Source organism: Streptomyces sp. NPDC050704 (assembly GCF_040654355.1).
In the GTDB taxonomy this organism is placed as follows: Bacteria; Actinomycetota; Actinomycetes; order Streptomycetales; family Streptomycetaceae; genus Streptomyces.
The window spans coordinates 16,963-32,553 of sequence record NZ_JBFAHW010000059.1; the positions used below are offsets into that span (position 1 = coordinate 16,963).

The window sequence follows — 15,591 nt, forward strand, 5'->3', positions numbered from 1 at the left end:
CCAGCCCCCACGCGACCTGCGGGTGGGTGGGGGCTGGGCGCGCAGTTCCCCGCGCCCCTACGGGGCTCGGGGGTTACTGCACGTCGACGAAGTCGCCCGCGGCCTTGGCCGCCGGGGTGGTGGTCGTGCCTGCGAAGTTGTAGCGGAAGTAGCCGTCCGTGGCGGCGGTGACCGTGGTCTTCAGGGCGCCGGTCGATGTTGACGTGACCGTCTTGACGTTGACGTACGTCGTCGTGCCCTTCTTCTTGAACTGGAGCTTCACGGGCTGGTTGGTGTAGCCCGCGTACTTGTGCGTCTCCCAGTTGGCGCGGGTCAGGGCGCCGGTGACCGTGATGGTCTTGCCCTTCTTCACCGGCTCCGGGGAGGCGTTGACCGTCAGCTTGGAGTAGCGCTGGAGCTTGGTGGTGCCGAGGTCGCCCTTCTCGACGACACCGACCTTGGTGACGTCGAAGTCGTCGGCCTCCGGGTCCTGGCCGTTGAAGGCGATGGCGAAGGCGGCGGCCTTCCAGGTGCCGGCGTCGGAGTTGAGGAGCTCCACGTCCGGGTAGATGTCGATGGCGCCCTTGCAGCTGGCCGTCGTGGCGGTGACCGGGGTGCAGACCGGGTAGTCGTCGCCGATGAGGAAGTTGTCCGGCTCGGCGTAGGAGCCCTTGTAGATCGCCACGTCGACGACGAAGTCGGCGGCGGTGACGTCGACGTCGGCGGCGTGCGTCAGCGTGAACGTCGCCGGGACGGTGACCTGCTTGCTGGTGCCGGCGACGATCGCCTTGCCACCGTTGATCTTCATGTTCGAGAAGCCGGCGTCGAGGGCGTACGGCTCGTCCTCGGCGGCTGCGGCGATGCGGGCGCCGGTCTTGCCCGAGGCGGCGTGAGCGGCGTCGAGAACCTTCGCGACGTCCGCGCGCGAGGGAGCGGAGCCGTCGGCCTGGGCGGCCGGAACCGCGAAGGCGGAGAGAGCCAGGGCGCCGGTGACGGCGGCCACGGTGGCACGTATGCGCATGCGTTCCCCTGATGGAGAAAGGGACCCCGACGGTAATCGTCTGCACGCCGGGGCCCAAGTGATCGAAGAGCCTGTTGACTCGGTGATCAGATACGCGACGGAGGATATGGGTTGTACGTGTCGTGAATCTTTTGCGAATCCGTGGCCAAGATCACTGACCGGAGGAGCCCGGAGCCCGATGGGCCTCCCCGCGATCGGATTCACGCCCCCGGGCCGCCCTCAGTCGAACCAGCGGTCCCGCGCCAGCTCCGCTGTCCTGGACGGGTCTTCGAGCAGCGCGGCCACCTCGAAGCGGCGCGGCCACTGGCCCGCCGCCCAGGCGAGGCCCGCGGCGACGCCCTCCACGGTGGCGGCGTGCAGTACGCCGTCGCGGGTGCGGCGCCAGTCGAGTTCGGTGCCGTCGACGAAGAGTTCCTCGTGTTCGACATACGTCGTGGGGGTGGACGGTCCCAGGAGGCTCCGTACGGACTCCGGTACGTCGTGTTCGGTGCCCTCGCTCGTGACCTCGCCGGTGACCGATTCGCTCAGCCGCCGTACCTGGAACAGCTCGGCGAGGTCGGCGGCCCGGGCCGGCCGTACGGGGAGCAGGGGGGTGCCCGCGGTGAAGGGCAGCAGGTCGGGCGAGTCCACGACCACGGCGTCGGCCGCGTCGACCACGGTGACCTGGCCGTCCACGACGGCCCGCAGCTCGTCCGGCAGGGTGACCTGCTCCGGGTCGAGGTCGGCCAACGCGCCATAGAGGGCGTGCAGTTGGGTGGCCGAGACCTCGCGGTCGGGGTCGGCGAGCCGGTCGAGGAGTTCGGCGGCGCCGCCGGGTTCGGCGAGCAGGGCGGCCACCGAGGTGCGGACGCCGAGGGCCCGCAGGACCTGCTCGTCGTTGAAGCCGCTGGCGTCGGCGGGGTCGTACAGGCCGTGCAGGAGCGGGTCGCCGCCCTCGGCGCGCAGGCCGGCCGGGCGGCGGCCGTCGAGGACGGGGTGGTCGCGCAGCCACCAGGCCGTGTACGGCCGGACGATCTCGTGCGTGCCGTCCGGCAGCAGGACGCGGACCGGCTGGGTGAGGGCGTCCCGCAGCGGCGGGCGGGAGAGCAGGGCGAGGGCCTGCGGCCAGCGGTCGTCGTCCACGAGGTCGAGGTCCCGTACGGCGACGAGTTCCGTGGCGACGGGCGGCACCGGCGAGTCGGGCAGCCGGTCCAGGACGTCCTCGCACCACACGTCGACGGCGTCGAGCAGTCCCGCGTCGTCGGGTTCGGCGAAGTCCCCTTCCCTCGGCTCCAGTTCGTCCGGGTCGAGGACGACGTCCGTGGCGCGTACGAGGGCGAAGCCGGCCAGCACCCCGCAGGCGGCCAGCGGCTGCTCGCCCCAGCGCTCGGCCAACTCGGCGTCCACGGAGGCGAGTTCGTCCTCCCGCATGACCTGGGCGAACGGGCTGCCGGGCAGCACCAGCTCACCGGCCGGGGCGAGGTCGCCCTCCTCGTCCGGGAGGGCGAGGGCGGCGAGCCAGGGTTCGTCGCCCGGTGCGAGGTGGGCGTCGCGGACGAGCGCGAGGACGGTGTCGGCCAGTTCCTCGGCGTCCGGGGCGTCGTCGTCCCAGCCGCGGTCGTCGTCGAGGGAGGCGGCGACGGCCGCGCGGACCTGCGGGGTGGTGAGGACGGCGCGCGCGGTGGCGGGCAGGGCGCCCAGCTTCTCCAGGAGCGGATGGGCGGCGTCCGGATGGGCGACCTTCAGGCCGAGGCGCGCGAGGGCCTCAGGGGCCGCCTGGGCGCCGTCGGCGGTGGGCAGCAGGATCTGCCGGGGCCCGATCGTCGTACGCCCGTCCGCGAGCGGCACCGGAAGCCCCGAGAGCCGGTCCGGGTCGACGCCGGCCAGGCTGTCGTACAGCCGCCGCCACCACTCCGGGTCCTTCTCCAGGCCCGCGAGCCGGTCGACGGCCTCGGTCAGCGGCACCCGCGCGACACCCAGCGTCCGCAGCTCCACCCGCCGTTCCAGCCCGGCGGGCAGCAGGCTGGGCAGGACCTCGGCGAGCACCTGGACGGTCTCGGCTCCGGCCCCCTCCACCACCTCGGCGTCACGGGGGCGCAGGGCTTCGGGGAGGTCCTCGTCGTCGCCCGGCTCCACCACGGGCGGCAGGAAGGCGGTACGCGGCAGCCGGTCCAGGATCGCCTGGCGCAGCGCCCCGTCCAGCTCGCCCTTGCCGAGCGGGCCGGGCACGAGGCCGATGATCCCGGGGGTCACCGGACGCCAGGCGGCCAGCAGCTCGGCGTACGCGTCCGCGGCGCGCTGCACCAGGAAGTCGGTCAGCGGGCCGGGCGCGGCATGGCGGCGGGTCGTGTCGAGCGGGAGGGAGGCGATGAGCAGGGCGGGGACGCCGAGGGGTTCGTCGCTCGGGGTGGGCGCGTGCACGACCGGGCTGGTGCGGGGGCGCACCGGAGTGCCGTCGGCGTCGACCGGAACGGCCCAGGTGACCGACCAGTGGGGGCGCAGCCGCTCCTCGACGGGCCGGTCGGCGAGCAGGGCGGGCTCCAGGGGGCCGTGCGCGGAGACGGTGCGCCAGCGGGTCGTGCCGGTCATGCCGTCGCGGGAGTCCTCGACGAACACGCTGCCCTCGTCGTCGGCGCGGCGCCGGATCGTACGGACGTCGCCGTCCCCGATCTCGACGACGACCTCCTCAAGGCCGGGCAGGGCGAGCAGCAGGGCGTCGTCGACGGCGCCGAGGAGCCGCTCGGCGAGGTCCTCGGCCGCGGAGTCCCGCAGCGGCAGGATCACGGCCGTGTCGTACGGGTCCGGGGCGGTGCCCTCGGCCGCGAACGGCAGCCGGAGCAGCGGCACATGGCCCTCGCGGCGGCGCAGTTCGTCGCCGAGTCCGGGGCTGTGGCGGGCGATGTCCGTGGCCAGGTCGCGGGCCTCGGCGAGGGACCAGCGGACCCCGCCGTGCCGCCCGACGAGGGCGGGCTCGTCGGTCACGGCGAGCACGGCCGCGAAGCCGACGCCGAAGCGGCCGACCGCGCTGTCGTGGTCGTCCCGCTTGGCGGAGGCGCGCAGGGTGGAGAGCGACTCGACGCCGGTCGCGTCCAGCGGGGCGCCGGTGTTCGCGGCGACGAGGGCGCCGCCGCGGAGGGTGAGCCGGAGCCGTCCCGGGACGCCGGCCCGTGCCGCGGCGTCCGCGGCGTTCTGGGCCAGCTCGACGACCAGCCGGTCGCGGTAGCCGCCGAGGGCGAGGTCCTCCTCGGCGTTGGCGTCCTCGCGGAACCGGGCCGGGCTCGTCGCCCAGGCGTCCAGCACCCCGCGCCGGAGCCGCGCCGTCCCGAACGGATCCGCGCCCTCGGCCGCCGGCCGCACGAACTTGCTCACGGTTCACTCTTCCTCTCACGTTGTACGGCCGCCCGCGATGCCACGCGATGCCAGGCGATGCCTCGGTCGCCGCAAGAAGGTACCGCGCGGGTTCCCTGGCCGGGGGCTCCGCCGGAAGGCAGTATTCCCCTGCGGGCCGGTGGGGGCTGGTCGCGCCGTTCCCCGCGCCCCTTTGGGGCGCTGATGGGCGCGCCCCAGCCACAACGAACCCGCAGGTCATCTCCGGGGCCAGGCCCCACCGTCCTAGGGGCGCGGGGAACTGCGCGACCAGCCCCCACGAACCCGCACATCACACCGAACCCGCGGAAGCAAACCCTCAGGAGTGCCCGAACTCCTCAGCAGGCTCGTCCGGAGTGAGCGGTACCGACCCCGAGTCCGGCGACGGCCGGAGCGGGAACGGGTCCACCCGGGTCTCGTCGATCACCGGCGGAGCCGGCCGCGGCGGCGCAGGCATGACCGCCGCCTCCGAATGCCCCCCACACCCGTACGACAGCGACACCACACGCCCGTCCGCCGGCGAGAACTCATTCGCGCACACACCGAAGGCCTGCCCGAGCGAGCCCCCGATCGGATTCAGGAAGCCACAGCTGACGCACGTGGCCGGCGCGGCCTGCGCCATCGCCGACTTGGGCCCGTACGAGTCCTCCCAGCGGTCGGCGGCCACATGCAGCCCGTACCGCGACAGCACCCGCGCCCGCCGCATCCCGAGCTCCTCGGCGACGGAGGCGATCGAGCCACGGGAGGGCACGGCCGGCAGGGCGGCCGGAGCCACCGCCGTGACCTCGGCGTCCTCCGCCTCGACCAGCTCGGCCATCTCCTCGGAGATCGGCGAATTCGGCGCGGGCTCGTCCTCGCCGGAGAACCCGGGCTCAAGCCGCAGATCCTCCGCGTCGGTGGGGAGAAGATCGCCCGGGCCCATGTCACCCGGCCGGAGCCGCTCGCTCCACGGCACCCACTCGGGGGCGAGCAGGGAGTCCGGGCCGGGCAGCAGCACCGTCTCGTCGAGCGTCACGACCTTCGCCCGCGAGGCCCGGGCCACCGTCACGGCCCAGCGCCAGCCGCGATAACCCAGTTCCTTGCACTCGAAGAAGTGCGTGACGACGCGGTCCCCTTCGCTCACCAGCCCCGCGTGCTCCCCGACGACGCCGGGCGCGGCGGCCTCCTCGGCGGCGGCCCTGGCGAGGTCGACTGCCTCGGCGCACAGGCGGTCGGGGGTTCGGCTTCGCGTTGTCGCGCTCACAGGTATCGCTTCTCTCCTACGCCGTCTCACGAGTGCGCCGTCCCTCGACGGGGGTGCGGACGGAGCGGACCGGAGGGCCGCGTCGACGTCCGCGCCCGATCGCACTCGGGCGCACCTACGCCATCCATTCTGCGGGATGGCCGAGAGGCGCGCGGCCGAGAACAACCGCCGCGGGCGCGCTACGCACGCTACCTTCTCCCGGGCGCTTGGCCCACACCGAGTCGCCGCAGTTTGGCCTCGCGGGGCGGTTTCCCACCCGTTCCCACCTCTTCCCACCCGTCCGGCCCGTCGAACCACGCCCCCGAATCGCTCGCCTGCCTCCGAATTCACAGCGTCCACTCAGCCCCATACGCGCGGTAACCGCACTACGTACGCCCATCTCGGGGCACTATGACGGGGTGGCATCTGCAAGGTCGCCCCAAGGCGCCACCGGAATCGGTGGCCCCGGGGCAGGTCGGACGAGCGGATCGGGCCCGGTGCGCGGGGCCGTCCGTTCGGTCGGGCGCGCCCTGCATCTGCCGTTCACAGGAACGGCGAAGGGCATCAGGAAGGCGACCCACGCGCACGGCGCGGGCGAGTCCGGCCTCGGCAAGCTGATCGAGCTGCACGGGGTGAACGGCGCCGGCGACATGATGATCACCGTGGCGCTCGCCTCGACGGTCTTCTTCTCGGTCCCCACGGACGAGGCGCGCGGCCGGGTGGCCCTCTACCTCGCGATCACGATGGCCCCGTTCACACTCCTCGCCCCGGTGATCGGCCCGCTCCTGGACCGCCTCCCGCACGGCCGCCGCGCCGCGATGGCGGGCGCGTTCCTGGCCCGCGCGTTCCTGGCGCTGCTGCTGTCGGGCGCGGTCGTCACGGGCGGCATCGAGCTGTATCCGGCGGCGCTCGGTGTGCTGGTGGCGTCGAAGGCGTACGGCGTGGTCAGAAGCGCCGTGGTGCCCAGACTCCTGCCGCCCGCGTTCTCCCTGGTCAAGGCCAACTCGCGGGTCACCCTTGGCGGTCTCCTCGCCACCGGTGTGGCCGCGCCGATCGGGGCGGGGCTGCAGGCGCTCGGGCCCCGCTATCCGCTCTACGGCGCCTTCGTGCTCTTCGTGACGGGCATGTTCCTGTCCTTCTCGCTCCCCCACAAGGTCGACTCGGCCAAGGGCGAGGACAAGGCACTGCTCGCCGCGGACGAGGAGCATCTGCACGGGCCGCACCTGATCAAGGAGAAACTGCGGCGGCCCGGACTGCGTACCGTCGGCACGGCCGTCACCCACGCGCTCGCCGCGAACGCGGCCCTTCGCGGCCTCTCCGGCTTCCTGATCTTCTTCCTCGCGTTCCTGCTGCGCGAGCATCCGCTCGCGGGCGCCAGCGCGGCGGTCTCGCTCGGCATCGTGGGCGTCTCGGCGGGCGCGGGCAACGCGCTGGGTACGGCGGTCGGGGCGACGCTGAGAACGCGCGCGCCGGAGCTGATCATCGTGACCGTCATCGCGGTGGTGCTCGGGGTGGCCGTCACGGCAGCGGTGTTCTTCGGGGTGATCCTGGTGGCGATACTCGCCGCCTTCGCCGGGTTCGCGCAGGCCCTGTCCAAGCTGTCGCTTGACGCGCTGATCCAGCGGGACGTGCCGGAACTGGTGCGTACGTCGGCGTTCGCGCGCTCGGAGACGCTGCTGCAGATGGCGTGGGTGGTCGGCGGAGCGATCGGCATCGCGCTGCCCCTCAACGGCACGCTGGGCCTGTCCGTGGCCGCCGCGATCGTCGCCATCGGCTGGCTCGGCACGGTCCGCGGCCTGCTGGGCGCGGCCCGGCAGGGCGGCCGCCCGCACGCACGGGTCGCATGACGCGGCAGGTGGTGACCGTGGCGACGGGCAGCCCGGTCCGAGCGCCGGACGGAGTGTGCGGCACGCCGCGTACCCCAGGTGGCCGGGGCGCCGGGCGCGCCCGATAGCCTTCGGCCATGACCTCCCTGCCCCGCGGCAGAGCCGCTAATGGACTCGGCCCTTCGCGCCGCCGCCGCGCCGTCGCCGCCGTCGGCGCTGTTTCCGCCGGACTTCTCGTCCTGTCCGCCTGTGAGAAGCCGACGCCGATGGCCACCGTCACGGTCGGCAACAGCTCGGTCGCCACCGAGGCCGAGTGCTACAAGGACGGCGACGCCCTCGGCCGCGAGGCAGCGACCGAGTGCGTCGGCAAGAAGGCCTCGGACACGATCAGCGTCCCGCAGGGCGAGACACTGCGGATCGGTGTCGACCCGGAGATCGCCGACGAGGGCTGGGCCCTGTGGATCAACGGGCAGCAGGCCACACCGCCGTTCAAGAAGACGTACTACGCCTTCCAGGGCGTGGACCTCTTCGCCGGCCAGCAGGGCCAGCCCGCCCCGAAGACGCTGAACGTCAGCATCGTCCAGCAGAACAAGTCCGGCTCGGAGCTCCAGGGCGTCTGGAACTTCAAGCTGGAGAACGCGGACGCTTGAGCCGCCTGAGCAGCCGCGAGCGTCACGTGAACCGGCTGAACCGGCTGATCCGACGCCCATGCGCATCCTCGTAGCCACCGCGGTCCCCGCCGAACGGGACGCGGTGGCACGGGCGTTGTCGGCCGAGGCACTGGAGCGGGCGATTCCGGGGGCGAGCCTGTGGCGGGCCGCCCCCTTCGATCTGCTCGCCGCGGGCGTGGGCCCGGCGGCGGCCGCCGCGTCGACCGCGGCCGCCCTCACCGCCGCCGCGCTGGCCGGCGAACCGTACGACCTCGTCGTCTCCGCGGGTATCGGCGGCGGCTTCCAGCCCGAGGCGCCCCTCGGATCGCTCGTCCTCGCCGACGAGATCACCGTCGTGGACCTCGGCGCCGAGACCGCGGACGGGTTCGTTCCGGTTACCGAACTGGGTTTCGGGACCGTCACCCACCGTCCGCCACAAGCACTCGTACGAGAGCTCGCGGCCGTCACGGGAGGGCGGGCCGGGGCCGTCCTGACCGTCAGCACCGTGACCGGCAGCGCCGAGCGCGCCGCCGAGCTGCGCCGACGCCATCCCCGGGCGCTGGCGGAGGCGATGGAGGGGTTCGGGGTCGCGGAGGCGGCCGCCGCGCACGGCGTGCCCGTCCTCGAAATCCGTGCCGTGTCCAATCCGGTGGGCCCCCGCGACCGCGCCGCCTGGCGGATCGGGGACGCGCTGGCGGCCCTCACCGAGGCGTTCGGGAAGCTCCCGCCCGTACTGGAGAGTTGGAACCAGCATGACCCCACCCACTGACACCGAGCCCGCGACCGAGCCTCTCGGCACCGGGCCCCTCCAGATCGCCTACTCGCCCTGCCCGAACGACACCTTCGTCTTCGACGCCTGGGCGCACGGCCGGATCCCGGGCGCGCCCGCGCTCGACGTGACCTTCGCCGACATCGACATCACCAACGGCATGGCCGAGCGCGGCGAGTTCGACGTACTGAAGGTGTCGTACGCCGTCCTGCCGTACGTCCTGGACGAGTACGCGCTGCTGCCCTGCGGCGGGGCGCTGGGCCGGGGCTGCGGGCCGCTGGTCCTCACCCGGGAGCCCGGGGTGGACCTCACCGGCCGCACGGTCGCCGTGCCGAGCGAGCGGTCGACGGCGTATCTGCTGTTCCGCCTCTGGGCCGCGGACACGGTCCCCGGCGGCGTCGGCGAGGTCGTGGTCATGCCGTTCCACGAGATCATGCCCGCCGTACGGGACGGCAAGGTGGACGCCGGACTCGTCATCCACGAGGCCCGCTTCACGTACCAGAACTACGGCCTGCACCGCCTCGCCGACATGGGCGAGCACTGGGAGGCCACCACGGGCCTGCCCATCCCCCTCGGCGCGATCATCGCCAAGCGCTCGCTGGGCCCCGAACTCCTGCACCGGCTCGCGGACTCCGCCCGCGCCTCGGTCCGCGCCGCCTGGGACGACCCGGAGGCCTCCCGCCCCTACGTCCGGGCACACGCCCAGGAAATGGACCGGAAGGTCGCCGACCAGCACATCGGCCTGTACGTCAACGAGTTCACGGCAGACCTGGGCGAGGACGGTTACGCAGCTGTCCGGGGGCTGCTCACGCGTGCGGCGGCGGAGGGGCTGGTCCCGCCGCTCGGGCCCAACGCGCTGGCGTTTCCCTGACGCCGACGATCCGGACCGAGGGGCCGGTGTGATCCCTCGGTCCGGAGGCGGGCTCGACGTGCGTGTCTCTCGATAGGCTCGAACGGCCGGTTTTCGTGGGTCCGGTGTCCCGGTCGGGTCAGACGTCCAGTTGGTCGGCGACCGCGCGCAGCAGGCCCGCGATCTTCGCGCCGGAGGCCTTGTCGGGGTAGCGGCCCCGCTCCAGCATGGGCGTGATGTTTTCGAGAAGGGTCGTCAAGTCCTGGACGATGGACGCCAGTTCGTCCGGCTTGCGGCGCTGGGCGGCCGCGACGGACGGGGTGGGGTCCAGGATCGTCACCGAAAGCGCCTGGTCACCGCGTTGTCCGGCGACCACGCCGAACTCCACGCGCTGACCCGGCTTGAGAACATCGACTCCGGCGGGCAGGACCGAGGAATGGACGAAGACGTCGCCGCCGTCGTCGCGGGAGAGAAAGCCGAAGCCCTTCTCGCTGTTGAACCACTTGACCTTGCCGGTAGGCACGTCTGTCCTCGTCCTCGTACTCGTCGGAAACTGCTCTGGCTGCTGCGGGAAAACTGCGGCTGAAACTGCTCGGGAAACGGGTCCGGATAGCACTACAGCGGGTCGTCGGACCCGCCGGTACCAAGGCTAATGGTCCGGCGGCTGCTGACAAGACGTCGCCGGATTGTTCCTCCGGGCTGGGAACTACCCTGGTCGGGTGCGTGACAAAACCCAAACGAATTCCGTAGCGGCCGGAGATGGACTGATCCGTGCCGGTGTCATCGTCTTCTTCGTCGGTGCCGTGGCCACGTTGGTCACTGTGGCCCCGTTGTTGCTCGACGCGACGCCCTTTCCTACGTACATGTTCGGTCTGAGCATGTTGATGGGGGTTGGTTTCCTGATTGCGGGGGCGGGGGTGTTCCAGTCGATCGCGAGTGGGCGTCGGCAGGCTCGTGGAGGGTCCTGAACTTCTCGGTTGTTCGTCGGCTGCGGGTTGGTCGTGGCTGGTCGCGCAGTTCCCCGCGCCCCTTACGGGGCGCTCGTGACGGGGCGCTCCTTACGGGGTGCTGTAGGTCGCCAGCCATGCCGGGAATTCCAGCAGGTCCCTGAGGATCACGTCCGCGCCCGCCTCGCGTAGTTCCTCCGCGTCGCACGGGCCCGTGGCCACCGCTACCGACAGGGCGTTCGCGGCACGGGCGCCTCGTACGTCGCCGGTGTGGTCGCCGACGTAGACGGTCGCGTCGTGCTCGCGCAGGGCCTGGGCCTTCTGTTCGGCCCACAGGTCGCCGATCACGGCGTCGGCGTCGATGCCCAGGTGCTCCAGGTGGAGCTTGGCGTTCGGCTCGTACTTGGCGGTGACGACGATGGCCCGCCCGCCGGCCGCCCGCACGGCCGCTATCGCCTCACGGGCGCCGGCCATCGCGGGCGTCGCGGCGATGGCGTGTGTGGGGTACATCTCCCGGTAGACGTCCGCCATGGCCGCGACCCGGTCCGCCGGGAACCAGTTGACCAGCTCGTCCGCGAGCGGTGGGCCGAGCCGGGAGATCGCCAGATCGGCGTCGATGTACGTACCAGTCCGCGCGGAAAGTGCCTGGTAGCAGGCGTGGATGCCGGGGCGGGAGTCGATGAGGGTCATGTCGAGGTCGAAGCCGACGGTACCGACGGTCTGCGGGCGCGAGGTCATCTGAGCCGAGGTCACACGGCCCATTGTGCAAGGTCGCCCTCGCCCGCCGCCCTCGAATATGGGGCGCATACACTCAGCCAAGCCTTACCAACCTCACCGCCTTCACCGCCTCACCGCCTTCACCGGGAGCGAGCCCAGCCCATGGCAGTCAGACGTGCCGTCGCGATGACGGCGGCCGTCGTGGCCCTGCTGCTCGCCATCCTGTTCAGCCTCGCCGTCGGCGCCCGCGCGATCGCCCCGTCGGCCGTCCTCGACGCACTCCTGAACGGCGGCCACAGCGACGCCGCCGACGTCGTACGAGGCCTGCGGGTGCCCCGGACCCTCGTCGGCCTGATGGTCGGCGCCGGGCTCGCCCTGGCGGGCGCGGTCCTCCAGGGCATCACCCGCAATCCGATCGCCGACCCGGGCATCCTCGGCATCAGCCAGGGCGCCTCGGTCGGGGTCGTCCTCGCCATCGCGTTCGCGGGGATCCACACGCTCACCGGGTACGTCTGGTTCGCTTTCGCGGGCGCGGCGATCGCGTCGGTGGCGGTGTACGCGATCGCGTCGAGCGGACGGGGCGGCGCGACCCCGGTGAAGCTCGCGCTGGGCGGCGCCGCCATCAACGCGCTGCTCGTGTCGGTCACCACCGGCGTACTCACGAGCAAGGCCTCCGCGCTGGACGAGTTCCGCTTCTGGCAGGTGGGTTCGCTGGCCGGGCGGGACGCGGAGATCGTCGGTCAGGTCTGGCCGTTCCTGCTCGTCGGGGCCGTCCTCGTACTGTCGGTGGCCCGCGGTCTGGACGCGCTCGCGCTCGGCGAGGACGTGGCGAAGGGGCTCGGGCAACGGGTCGCGACGGTACGGGTGGTCGGCGGGCTCGGCGCCACGATCCTCACCGGCGTCGGTGTCGCCGCGGCCGGACCGCTCGCCTTCATCGGCCTCGCGGTGCCGCACATCGCCCGGGCGATCGTGGGGCCGGCCCATCGATGGGTGCTGCCGCTGTCCGCCCTCCTCGGGCCCACCATGCTGCTCGTCTCGGACACGGTCGGCCGGGTGCTGTTCCCGCCGAGCGAGGTTCCGGCGGGCGTGATGACGGCGTTGATCGGGGTGCCGTTCCTGGTGGGGCTCGTCCGCAGGAAGGCGGTCCCGGCGTGACGACGACAGCCGCGGCCACGAAGGCCACAACTACCGTTGCGGCGGCCGGATACGCGGTGGTGCGCACCCGGCAGGCGACCCTCCTGCTGCACCGGCGGGCTGCCGCCGTCGGCACCGGCCTGGCCGTGCTGCTTGCGGCGGCCTGTCTCGCGTACCTCTGCGTGGGCGAGAGTTTCGTGGCGCCCGGTGAGGTCCTGAAGGTCCTGACGGGCCGCCCCTCGCCGGACGAGCTGGTGGTCGGGACGCTGCGGGCGCCCCGGCTGGTCGTCGGGCTGCTGGTGGGGGCCGCCTTCGGGGTGGCGGGCGGGCTCATCCAGACCGTTGCCCGCAACCCCCTCGCCAGCCCGGACATCATCGGCATCAGCCAGGGCGCGAGCGCACTGACGGTGGGCGCGATGACCTTCGGGGTCACCTCGTACACGGTCCTTCCGTACCTGTCCGTCGTCGGCGGCATCCTCGCCGCCGCGCTCGTGTACGTCTTCGCCTGGCGCGGCGGGCTGCACGCGACGCGGTTCGTGCTCATCGGGATCGGCTTCGCGATCGCGCTGCGGTCCGTGACGACGCTCTTCATGACGAAGGGCGACTATCTCGTCGCCCAGCAGGCGCAGATCTGGATGACGGGCTCGCTGAACGGCCGCGGCTGGGCGGAGGCCGCGCCCCTCGGGTGGACGCTGCTCGTGCTCGTCCCTGCCGTGGCGTGGGCGGCGCGGGCCCAGCGGACGGTCGGCCTGGACGACGACACGGCGACCGCGCTGGGCGTGCGGCTGAACCGGGTGCGGCTTGGGCTCGTGCTGCTCGGGGTCGTCCTCGCCTCGGTGGCGACCGGTGCGGCCGGGCCCGTCGACTTCGTGGCGCTCCTCGCCCCGCAGATCGCCCGCCGTATGACCCGTACCGCGCAGATTCCCCTGGTCTGCTCGGCGCTTCTCGGCGCCGTCATCGTCGTACTGGCGGATCTGCTGGCGCGGCGGCTGTTCTCGCCGGAGGAGTTGCCGGTGGGTGTGCTGACGGCGGCCGTGGGGGCGCCGTATCTGATCTGGCTCATCGTCCGGAGCCGTACCGTCCGTTCTGGAGGCAAGGCATGAGCAGGCTGTCGGCGCGGGAACTGACGCTCGCGTACGAGGACCGCACGGTGGTGCACGAGCTCGATCTCGCCGTGCCCGACGGGCAGGTCACCGTCATCGTGGGCCCCAACGCCTGCGGTAAGTCCACCACCCTGCGTGCGCTCGGGCGGCTGCTGAAGCCGAAGTCCGGCGCCGTACTCCTCGACGGGACCTCGCTCGCCAAGCTGCCGACGAAGCGGATCGCGCAACAGATCGGGCTGCTGCCGCAGACTCCCGTCGCGCCCGAGGCGATCACCGTCGCGGACCTCGTCTCGCGTGGCCGGCAGCCGCACCAGAGCTGGTGGCAGCAGTGGTCCGACGCGGACGAGCGGGCCGTGACGGAGGCGATGGATCGTACGGACGTGGCGGCGCTCGCCGAGCGGCCCGTGGACGAGTTGTCGGGCGGGCAGCGGCAGCGGGTCTGGATCGCGATGGCCCTCGCACAGGACACGGACCTGCTGCTCCTGGACGAGCCGACGACCTACCTCGACATCGCCCACCAGGTCGAAGTCCTGAACCTCGTACGTCAGTTGAACCATGATCAGGGCCGCACGGTCGTGGTCGTCCTGCACGACCTCAACCAGGCCGCCCGGTACGCCGACCACCTCATCGCCATGAAGGAGGGGCGGATCGTCGCCTCGGGGGCGCCGTCGGAGGTCGTCACGGCGGAACTCGTACGGGAGGTCTTCGGGCTGGAGTGTGTGGTGGTGCCGGATCCGGTGACGGGGTCGCCGCTGGTGGTGCCGGGGTCGCCGTGGCAGGGACAGAGGCAGGGGCAAGAACACGGGCACGGACATGGGCAGGGGCAGGGCGCCTTCGAGGACGCCGACGCGGCGCCTCAGGAGTCCCAAGAGCCCGGGGAACCCCAGGACCCCCGGGAGCCCCAAGACCTCCGGAAGGACCTACGCCCTCGGGCGCTGTGACTTCCACACCAGGTACAGCGCCGAGGCGATCGCCGCGCCCCGCAGGACCCACGGCCAGGTCTCCGAGACCGCGTCGCTCATCTGGCCCTCGGCGATGGGGTCACCCCAGCGGCCTTCCGTTCGGCCCCAGAGCCAGACGATGCCGGCGGTGGCGACCAGGCCCGGCATGCCGAGGACGGCCCACTTCGACTCGGCGGGGCTGAGCCGGCGCGAGAGGTAGGCGATGAGCCAGCCGAGGCCGAGCAGGACGAGGTTGCCGATGGCGGCTCCGGCGACCAGAAGCGCGGCGGCGAGCAGGAGCAGGGGGTTGGTCCAGCCGCCGCCGATGGGGCGCAGCCGGGGGACGAAGCGGCGGGGTTTCCGCACGGCCGCCTCGACCACGGGTGCCTCGGGTCCGGCGGCGGGCGCCACGGCCTTCGGGCCGACCGCTTTCTCCAACTTCCCCGATTTCCCCGGTGTGCCCGCCTCCTCCGCCCTCTCCCCCTCGTCCGCCCTCTCGGGCGGCGGCTTGAGCAGTTCGGGGATCTCCACGCCGCCCACGAAACCCGGCACGCTGTCCATCGCCCCGAAGGGGCTGCCGCTGTCCACCCGCCACCAGTCGGGCTGCCCGGAGCCGAGTTCGTCGAGGCTCGCGAGGTGCGGCGGGGACGGCACGTCGTCGGACACGGCCGGTACGTCCGGCTCCGCGGGGCGCGGCCGGGGGACCACCCGGCGCAGGCCCTTGGGCCGCGACTCGGACTCCCGGGCACGCTGCCCGGGAAAGGCGGCGCCGCTCTCGGCCGCACCACCGCCACCGCCGCTGCCGCCGTCACCCGTGCCACCGTTGGCGTTCGCGGCCGCCACCACCGACTCGGGGCTGCCGAGGCGGTCGAGGATGCGGCGGACCGCGGCCGGGCTGTCGGCCGTCGTCACCTTGGCGCGACGCCGGTCGATCTCGCCGCGCAACTCCGACACGAGCCGCATCCGCGTCCCGGACGGCAGCTGACGCTGCTGGGCCAGGTCGCCCACCCGGCTCAGATAGTCGAATACGAGCTGATCGCTCTCGATCCCCACGAAGTCCCCTCCGGGGCGGCTGTGTTGTCATCCG

At 72.8% G+C, this 15,591-nt stretch carries 14 protein-coding genes; 8 read left to right on the forward strand and 6 right to left on the reverse strand.

Annotated features, from left to right (window positions below; translation table 11 throughout):
* Positions 1-73 precede the first annotated feature (73 nt).
* The 3 genes from AB0I18_RS30285 to AB0I18_RS30295 all read right to left on the reverse strand — a co-directional run bounded on the left by AB0I18_RS30285 (position 74) and on the right by AB0I18_RS30295 (position 5,588).
* On the reverse strand, positions 74-1,000 hold the full coding sequence (locus AB0I18_RS30285; protein WP_363108801.1) for a hypothetical protein: 927 nt from the start codon (positions 998-1,000) through the stop codon (positions 74-76).
* Between the two features lie 219 nt (positions 1,001-1,219).
* Positions 1,220-4,348, reverse strand: coding sequence for a molecular chaperone Hsp90 (locus tag AB0I18_RS30290; protein WP_363108802.1), 3,129 nt, complete (start codon positions 4,346-4,348; stop codon positions 1,220-1,222).
* 316 nt (positions 4,349-4,664) lie between these two features.
* Positions 4,665-5,588: a DUF3027 domain-containing protein gene (locus AB0I18_RS30295; RefSeq protein WP_363108803.1), complete on the reverse strand. Its 924-nt coding sequence runs from the start codon at positions 5,586-5,588 to the stop codon at positions 4,665-4,667.
* A gap of 398 nt (positions 5,589-5,986) precedes the next feature.
* Between AB0I18_RS30295 and AB0I18_RS30300 the strand changes: the two genes are divergently transcribed.
* The 4 genes from AB0I18_RS30300 to AB0I18_RS30315 all read left to right on the forward strand — a co-directional run bounded on the left by AB0I18_RS30300 (position 5,987) and on the right by AB0I18_RS30315 (position 9,683).
* Complete coding sequence (locus tag AB0I18_RS30300; RefSeq protein WP_363108804.1) at positions 5,987-7,414, forward strand: MFS transporter; 1,428 nt, start codon at positions 5,987-5,989, stop codon at positions 7,412-7,414.
* 116 nt (positions 7,415-7,530) lie between these two features.
* On the forward strand, positions 7,531-8,043 hold the full coding sequence (locus AB0I18_RS30305) for a hypothetical protein (protein WP_363108805.1): 513 nt from the start codon (positions 7,531-7,533) through the stop codon (positions 8,041-8,043).
* Between the two features lie 58 nt (positions 8,044-8,101).
* Positions 8,102-8,812, forward strand: coding sequence for a futalosine hydrolase (locus AB0I18_RS30310; protein WP_363108806.1), 711 nt, complete (start codon positions 8,102-8,104; stop codon positions 8,810-8,812).
* Complete coding sequence (locus AB0I18_RS30315) at positions 8,796-9,683, forward strand: 1,4-dihydroxy-6-naphthoate synthase (RefSeq protein ID WP_363108807.1); 888 nt, start codon at positions 8,796-8,798, stop codon at positions 9,681-9,683. Before AB0I18_RS30310 ends, AB0I18_RS30315 begins: the two co-directional genes overlap by 17 nt.
* Positions 9,684-9,801: 118 nt before the next feature.
* Here the strand turns inward: AB0I18_RS30315 and AB0I18_RS30320 are convergent, their stop codons facing one another.
* Complete coding sequence (locus AB0I18_RS30320; protein WP_055610283.1) at positions 9,802-10,185, reverse strand: cold-shock protein; 384 nt, start codon at positions 10,183-10,185, stop codon at positions 9,802-9,804.
* Positions 10,186-10,381: 196 nt separating this feature from the next.
* Between AB0I18_RS30320 and AB0I18_RS30325 the strand changes: the two genes are divergently transcribed.
* The gene (locus tag AB0I18_RS30325; protein ID WP_363108808.1) at positions 10,382-10,630 is read left to right on the forward strand and encodes a hypothetical protein; all 249 of its coding nucleotides are present in this window, start codon (positions 10,382-10,384) and stop codon (positions 10,628-10,630) included.
* Between the two features lie 90 nt (positions 10,631-10,720).
* Here the strand turns inward: AB0I18_RS30325 and AB0I18_RS30330 are convergent, their stop codons facing one another.
* The gene (locus tag AB0I18_RS30330; RefSeq protein ID WP_363108809.1) at positions 10,721-11,371 is read right to left on the reverse strand and encodes a haloacid dehalogenase-like hydrolase; all 651 of its coding nucleotides are present in this window, start codon (positions 11,369-11,371) and stop codon (positions 10,721-10,723) included.
* A 117-nt stretch (positions 11,372-11,488) separates the two neighbouring features.
* On the opposite strand from AB0I18_RS30330, the gene AB0I18_RS30335 reads away from it, so the two are divergent.
* Genes AB0I18_RS30335 through AB0I18_RS30345 form a run of 3 tightly spaced genes read left to right on the forward strand, consistent with a single transcriptional unit; the run spans position 11,489 to position 14,504 of the window.
* Positions 11,489-12,481, forward strand: a complete 993-nt coding sequence (locus AB0I18_RS30335) for an iron ABC transporter permease (RefSeq protein ID WP_363108810.1) — start codon at positions 11,489-11,491, stop codon at positions 12,479-12,481.
* On the forward strand, positions 12,478-13,563 hold the full coding sequence (locus tag AB0I18_RS30340) for an iron chelate uptake ABC transporter family permease subunit (RefSeq protein WP_363108811.1): 1,086 nt from the start codon (positions 12,478-12,480) through the stop codon (positions 13,561-13,563). The genes AB0I18_RS30335 and AB0I18_RS30340 overlap by 4 nt, the downstream gene beginning before the upstream one ends.
* Positions 13,560-14,504: an ABC transporter ATP-binding protein gene (locus AB0I18_RS30345; RefSeq protein ID WP_363108812.1), complete on the forward strand. Its 945-nt coding sequence runs from the start codon at positions 13,560-13,562 to the stop codon at positions 14,502-14,504. The genes AB0I18_RS30340 and AB0I18_RS30345 overlap by 4 nt, the downstream gene beginning before the upstream one ends.
* On the opposite strand, the gene AB0I18_RS30350 is transcribed toward AB0I18_RS30345, so the two are convergent.
* On the reverse strand, positions 14,484-15,557 hold the full coding sequence (locus AB0I18_RS30350) for a hypothetical protein (RefSeq protein ID WP_363108813.1): 1,074 nt from the start codon (positions 15,555-15,557) through the stop codon (positions 14,484-14,486). The two genes, AB0I18_RS30345 and AB0I18_RS30350, sit on opposite strands and share 21 nt — an antisense overlap.
* Between the last annotated feature and the right edge of the window lie 34 nt (positions 15,558-15,591).

Excerpts from the sequence above, each read along its gene's own strand:
- AB0I18_RS30285 (WP_363108801.1), bottom strand. The coding sequence starts at position 1,000 with ATGCGCATACGTGCCACCGTGGCCGCCGTCACCGGCGCCCTGGCTCTC.
- AB0I18_RS30305 (WP_363108805.1), top strand. The coding sequence starts at position 7,531 with ATGACCTCCCTGCCCCGCGGCAGAGCCGCTAATGGACTCGGCCCTTCG.
- AB0I18_RS30310 (WP_363108806.1), top strand. The coding sequence starts at position 8,102 with ATGCGCATCCTCGTAGCCACCGCGGTCCCCGCCGAACGGGACGCGGTG.
- AB0I18_RS30315 (WP_363108807.1), top strand. The coding sequence starts at position 8,796 with ATGACCCCACCCACTGACACCGAGCCCGCGACCGAGCCTCTCGGCACC.
- AB0I18_RS30330 (WP_363108809.1), bottom strand. The coding sequence starts at position 11,371 with ATGGGCCGTGTGACCTCGGCTCAGATGACCTCGCGCCCGCAGACCGTC.
- AB0I18_RS30335 (WP_363108810.1), top strand. The coding sequence starts at position 11,489 with ATGGCAGTCAGACGTGCCGTCGCGATGACGGCGGCCGTCGTGGCCCTG.
- AB0I18_RS30345 (WP_363108812.1), top strand. The coding sequence starts at position 13,560 with ATGAGCAGGCTGTCGGCGCGGGAACTGACGCTCGCGTACGAGGACCGC.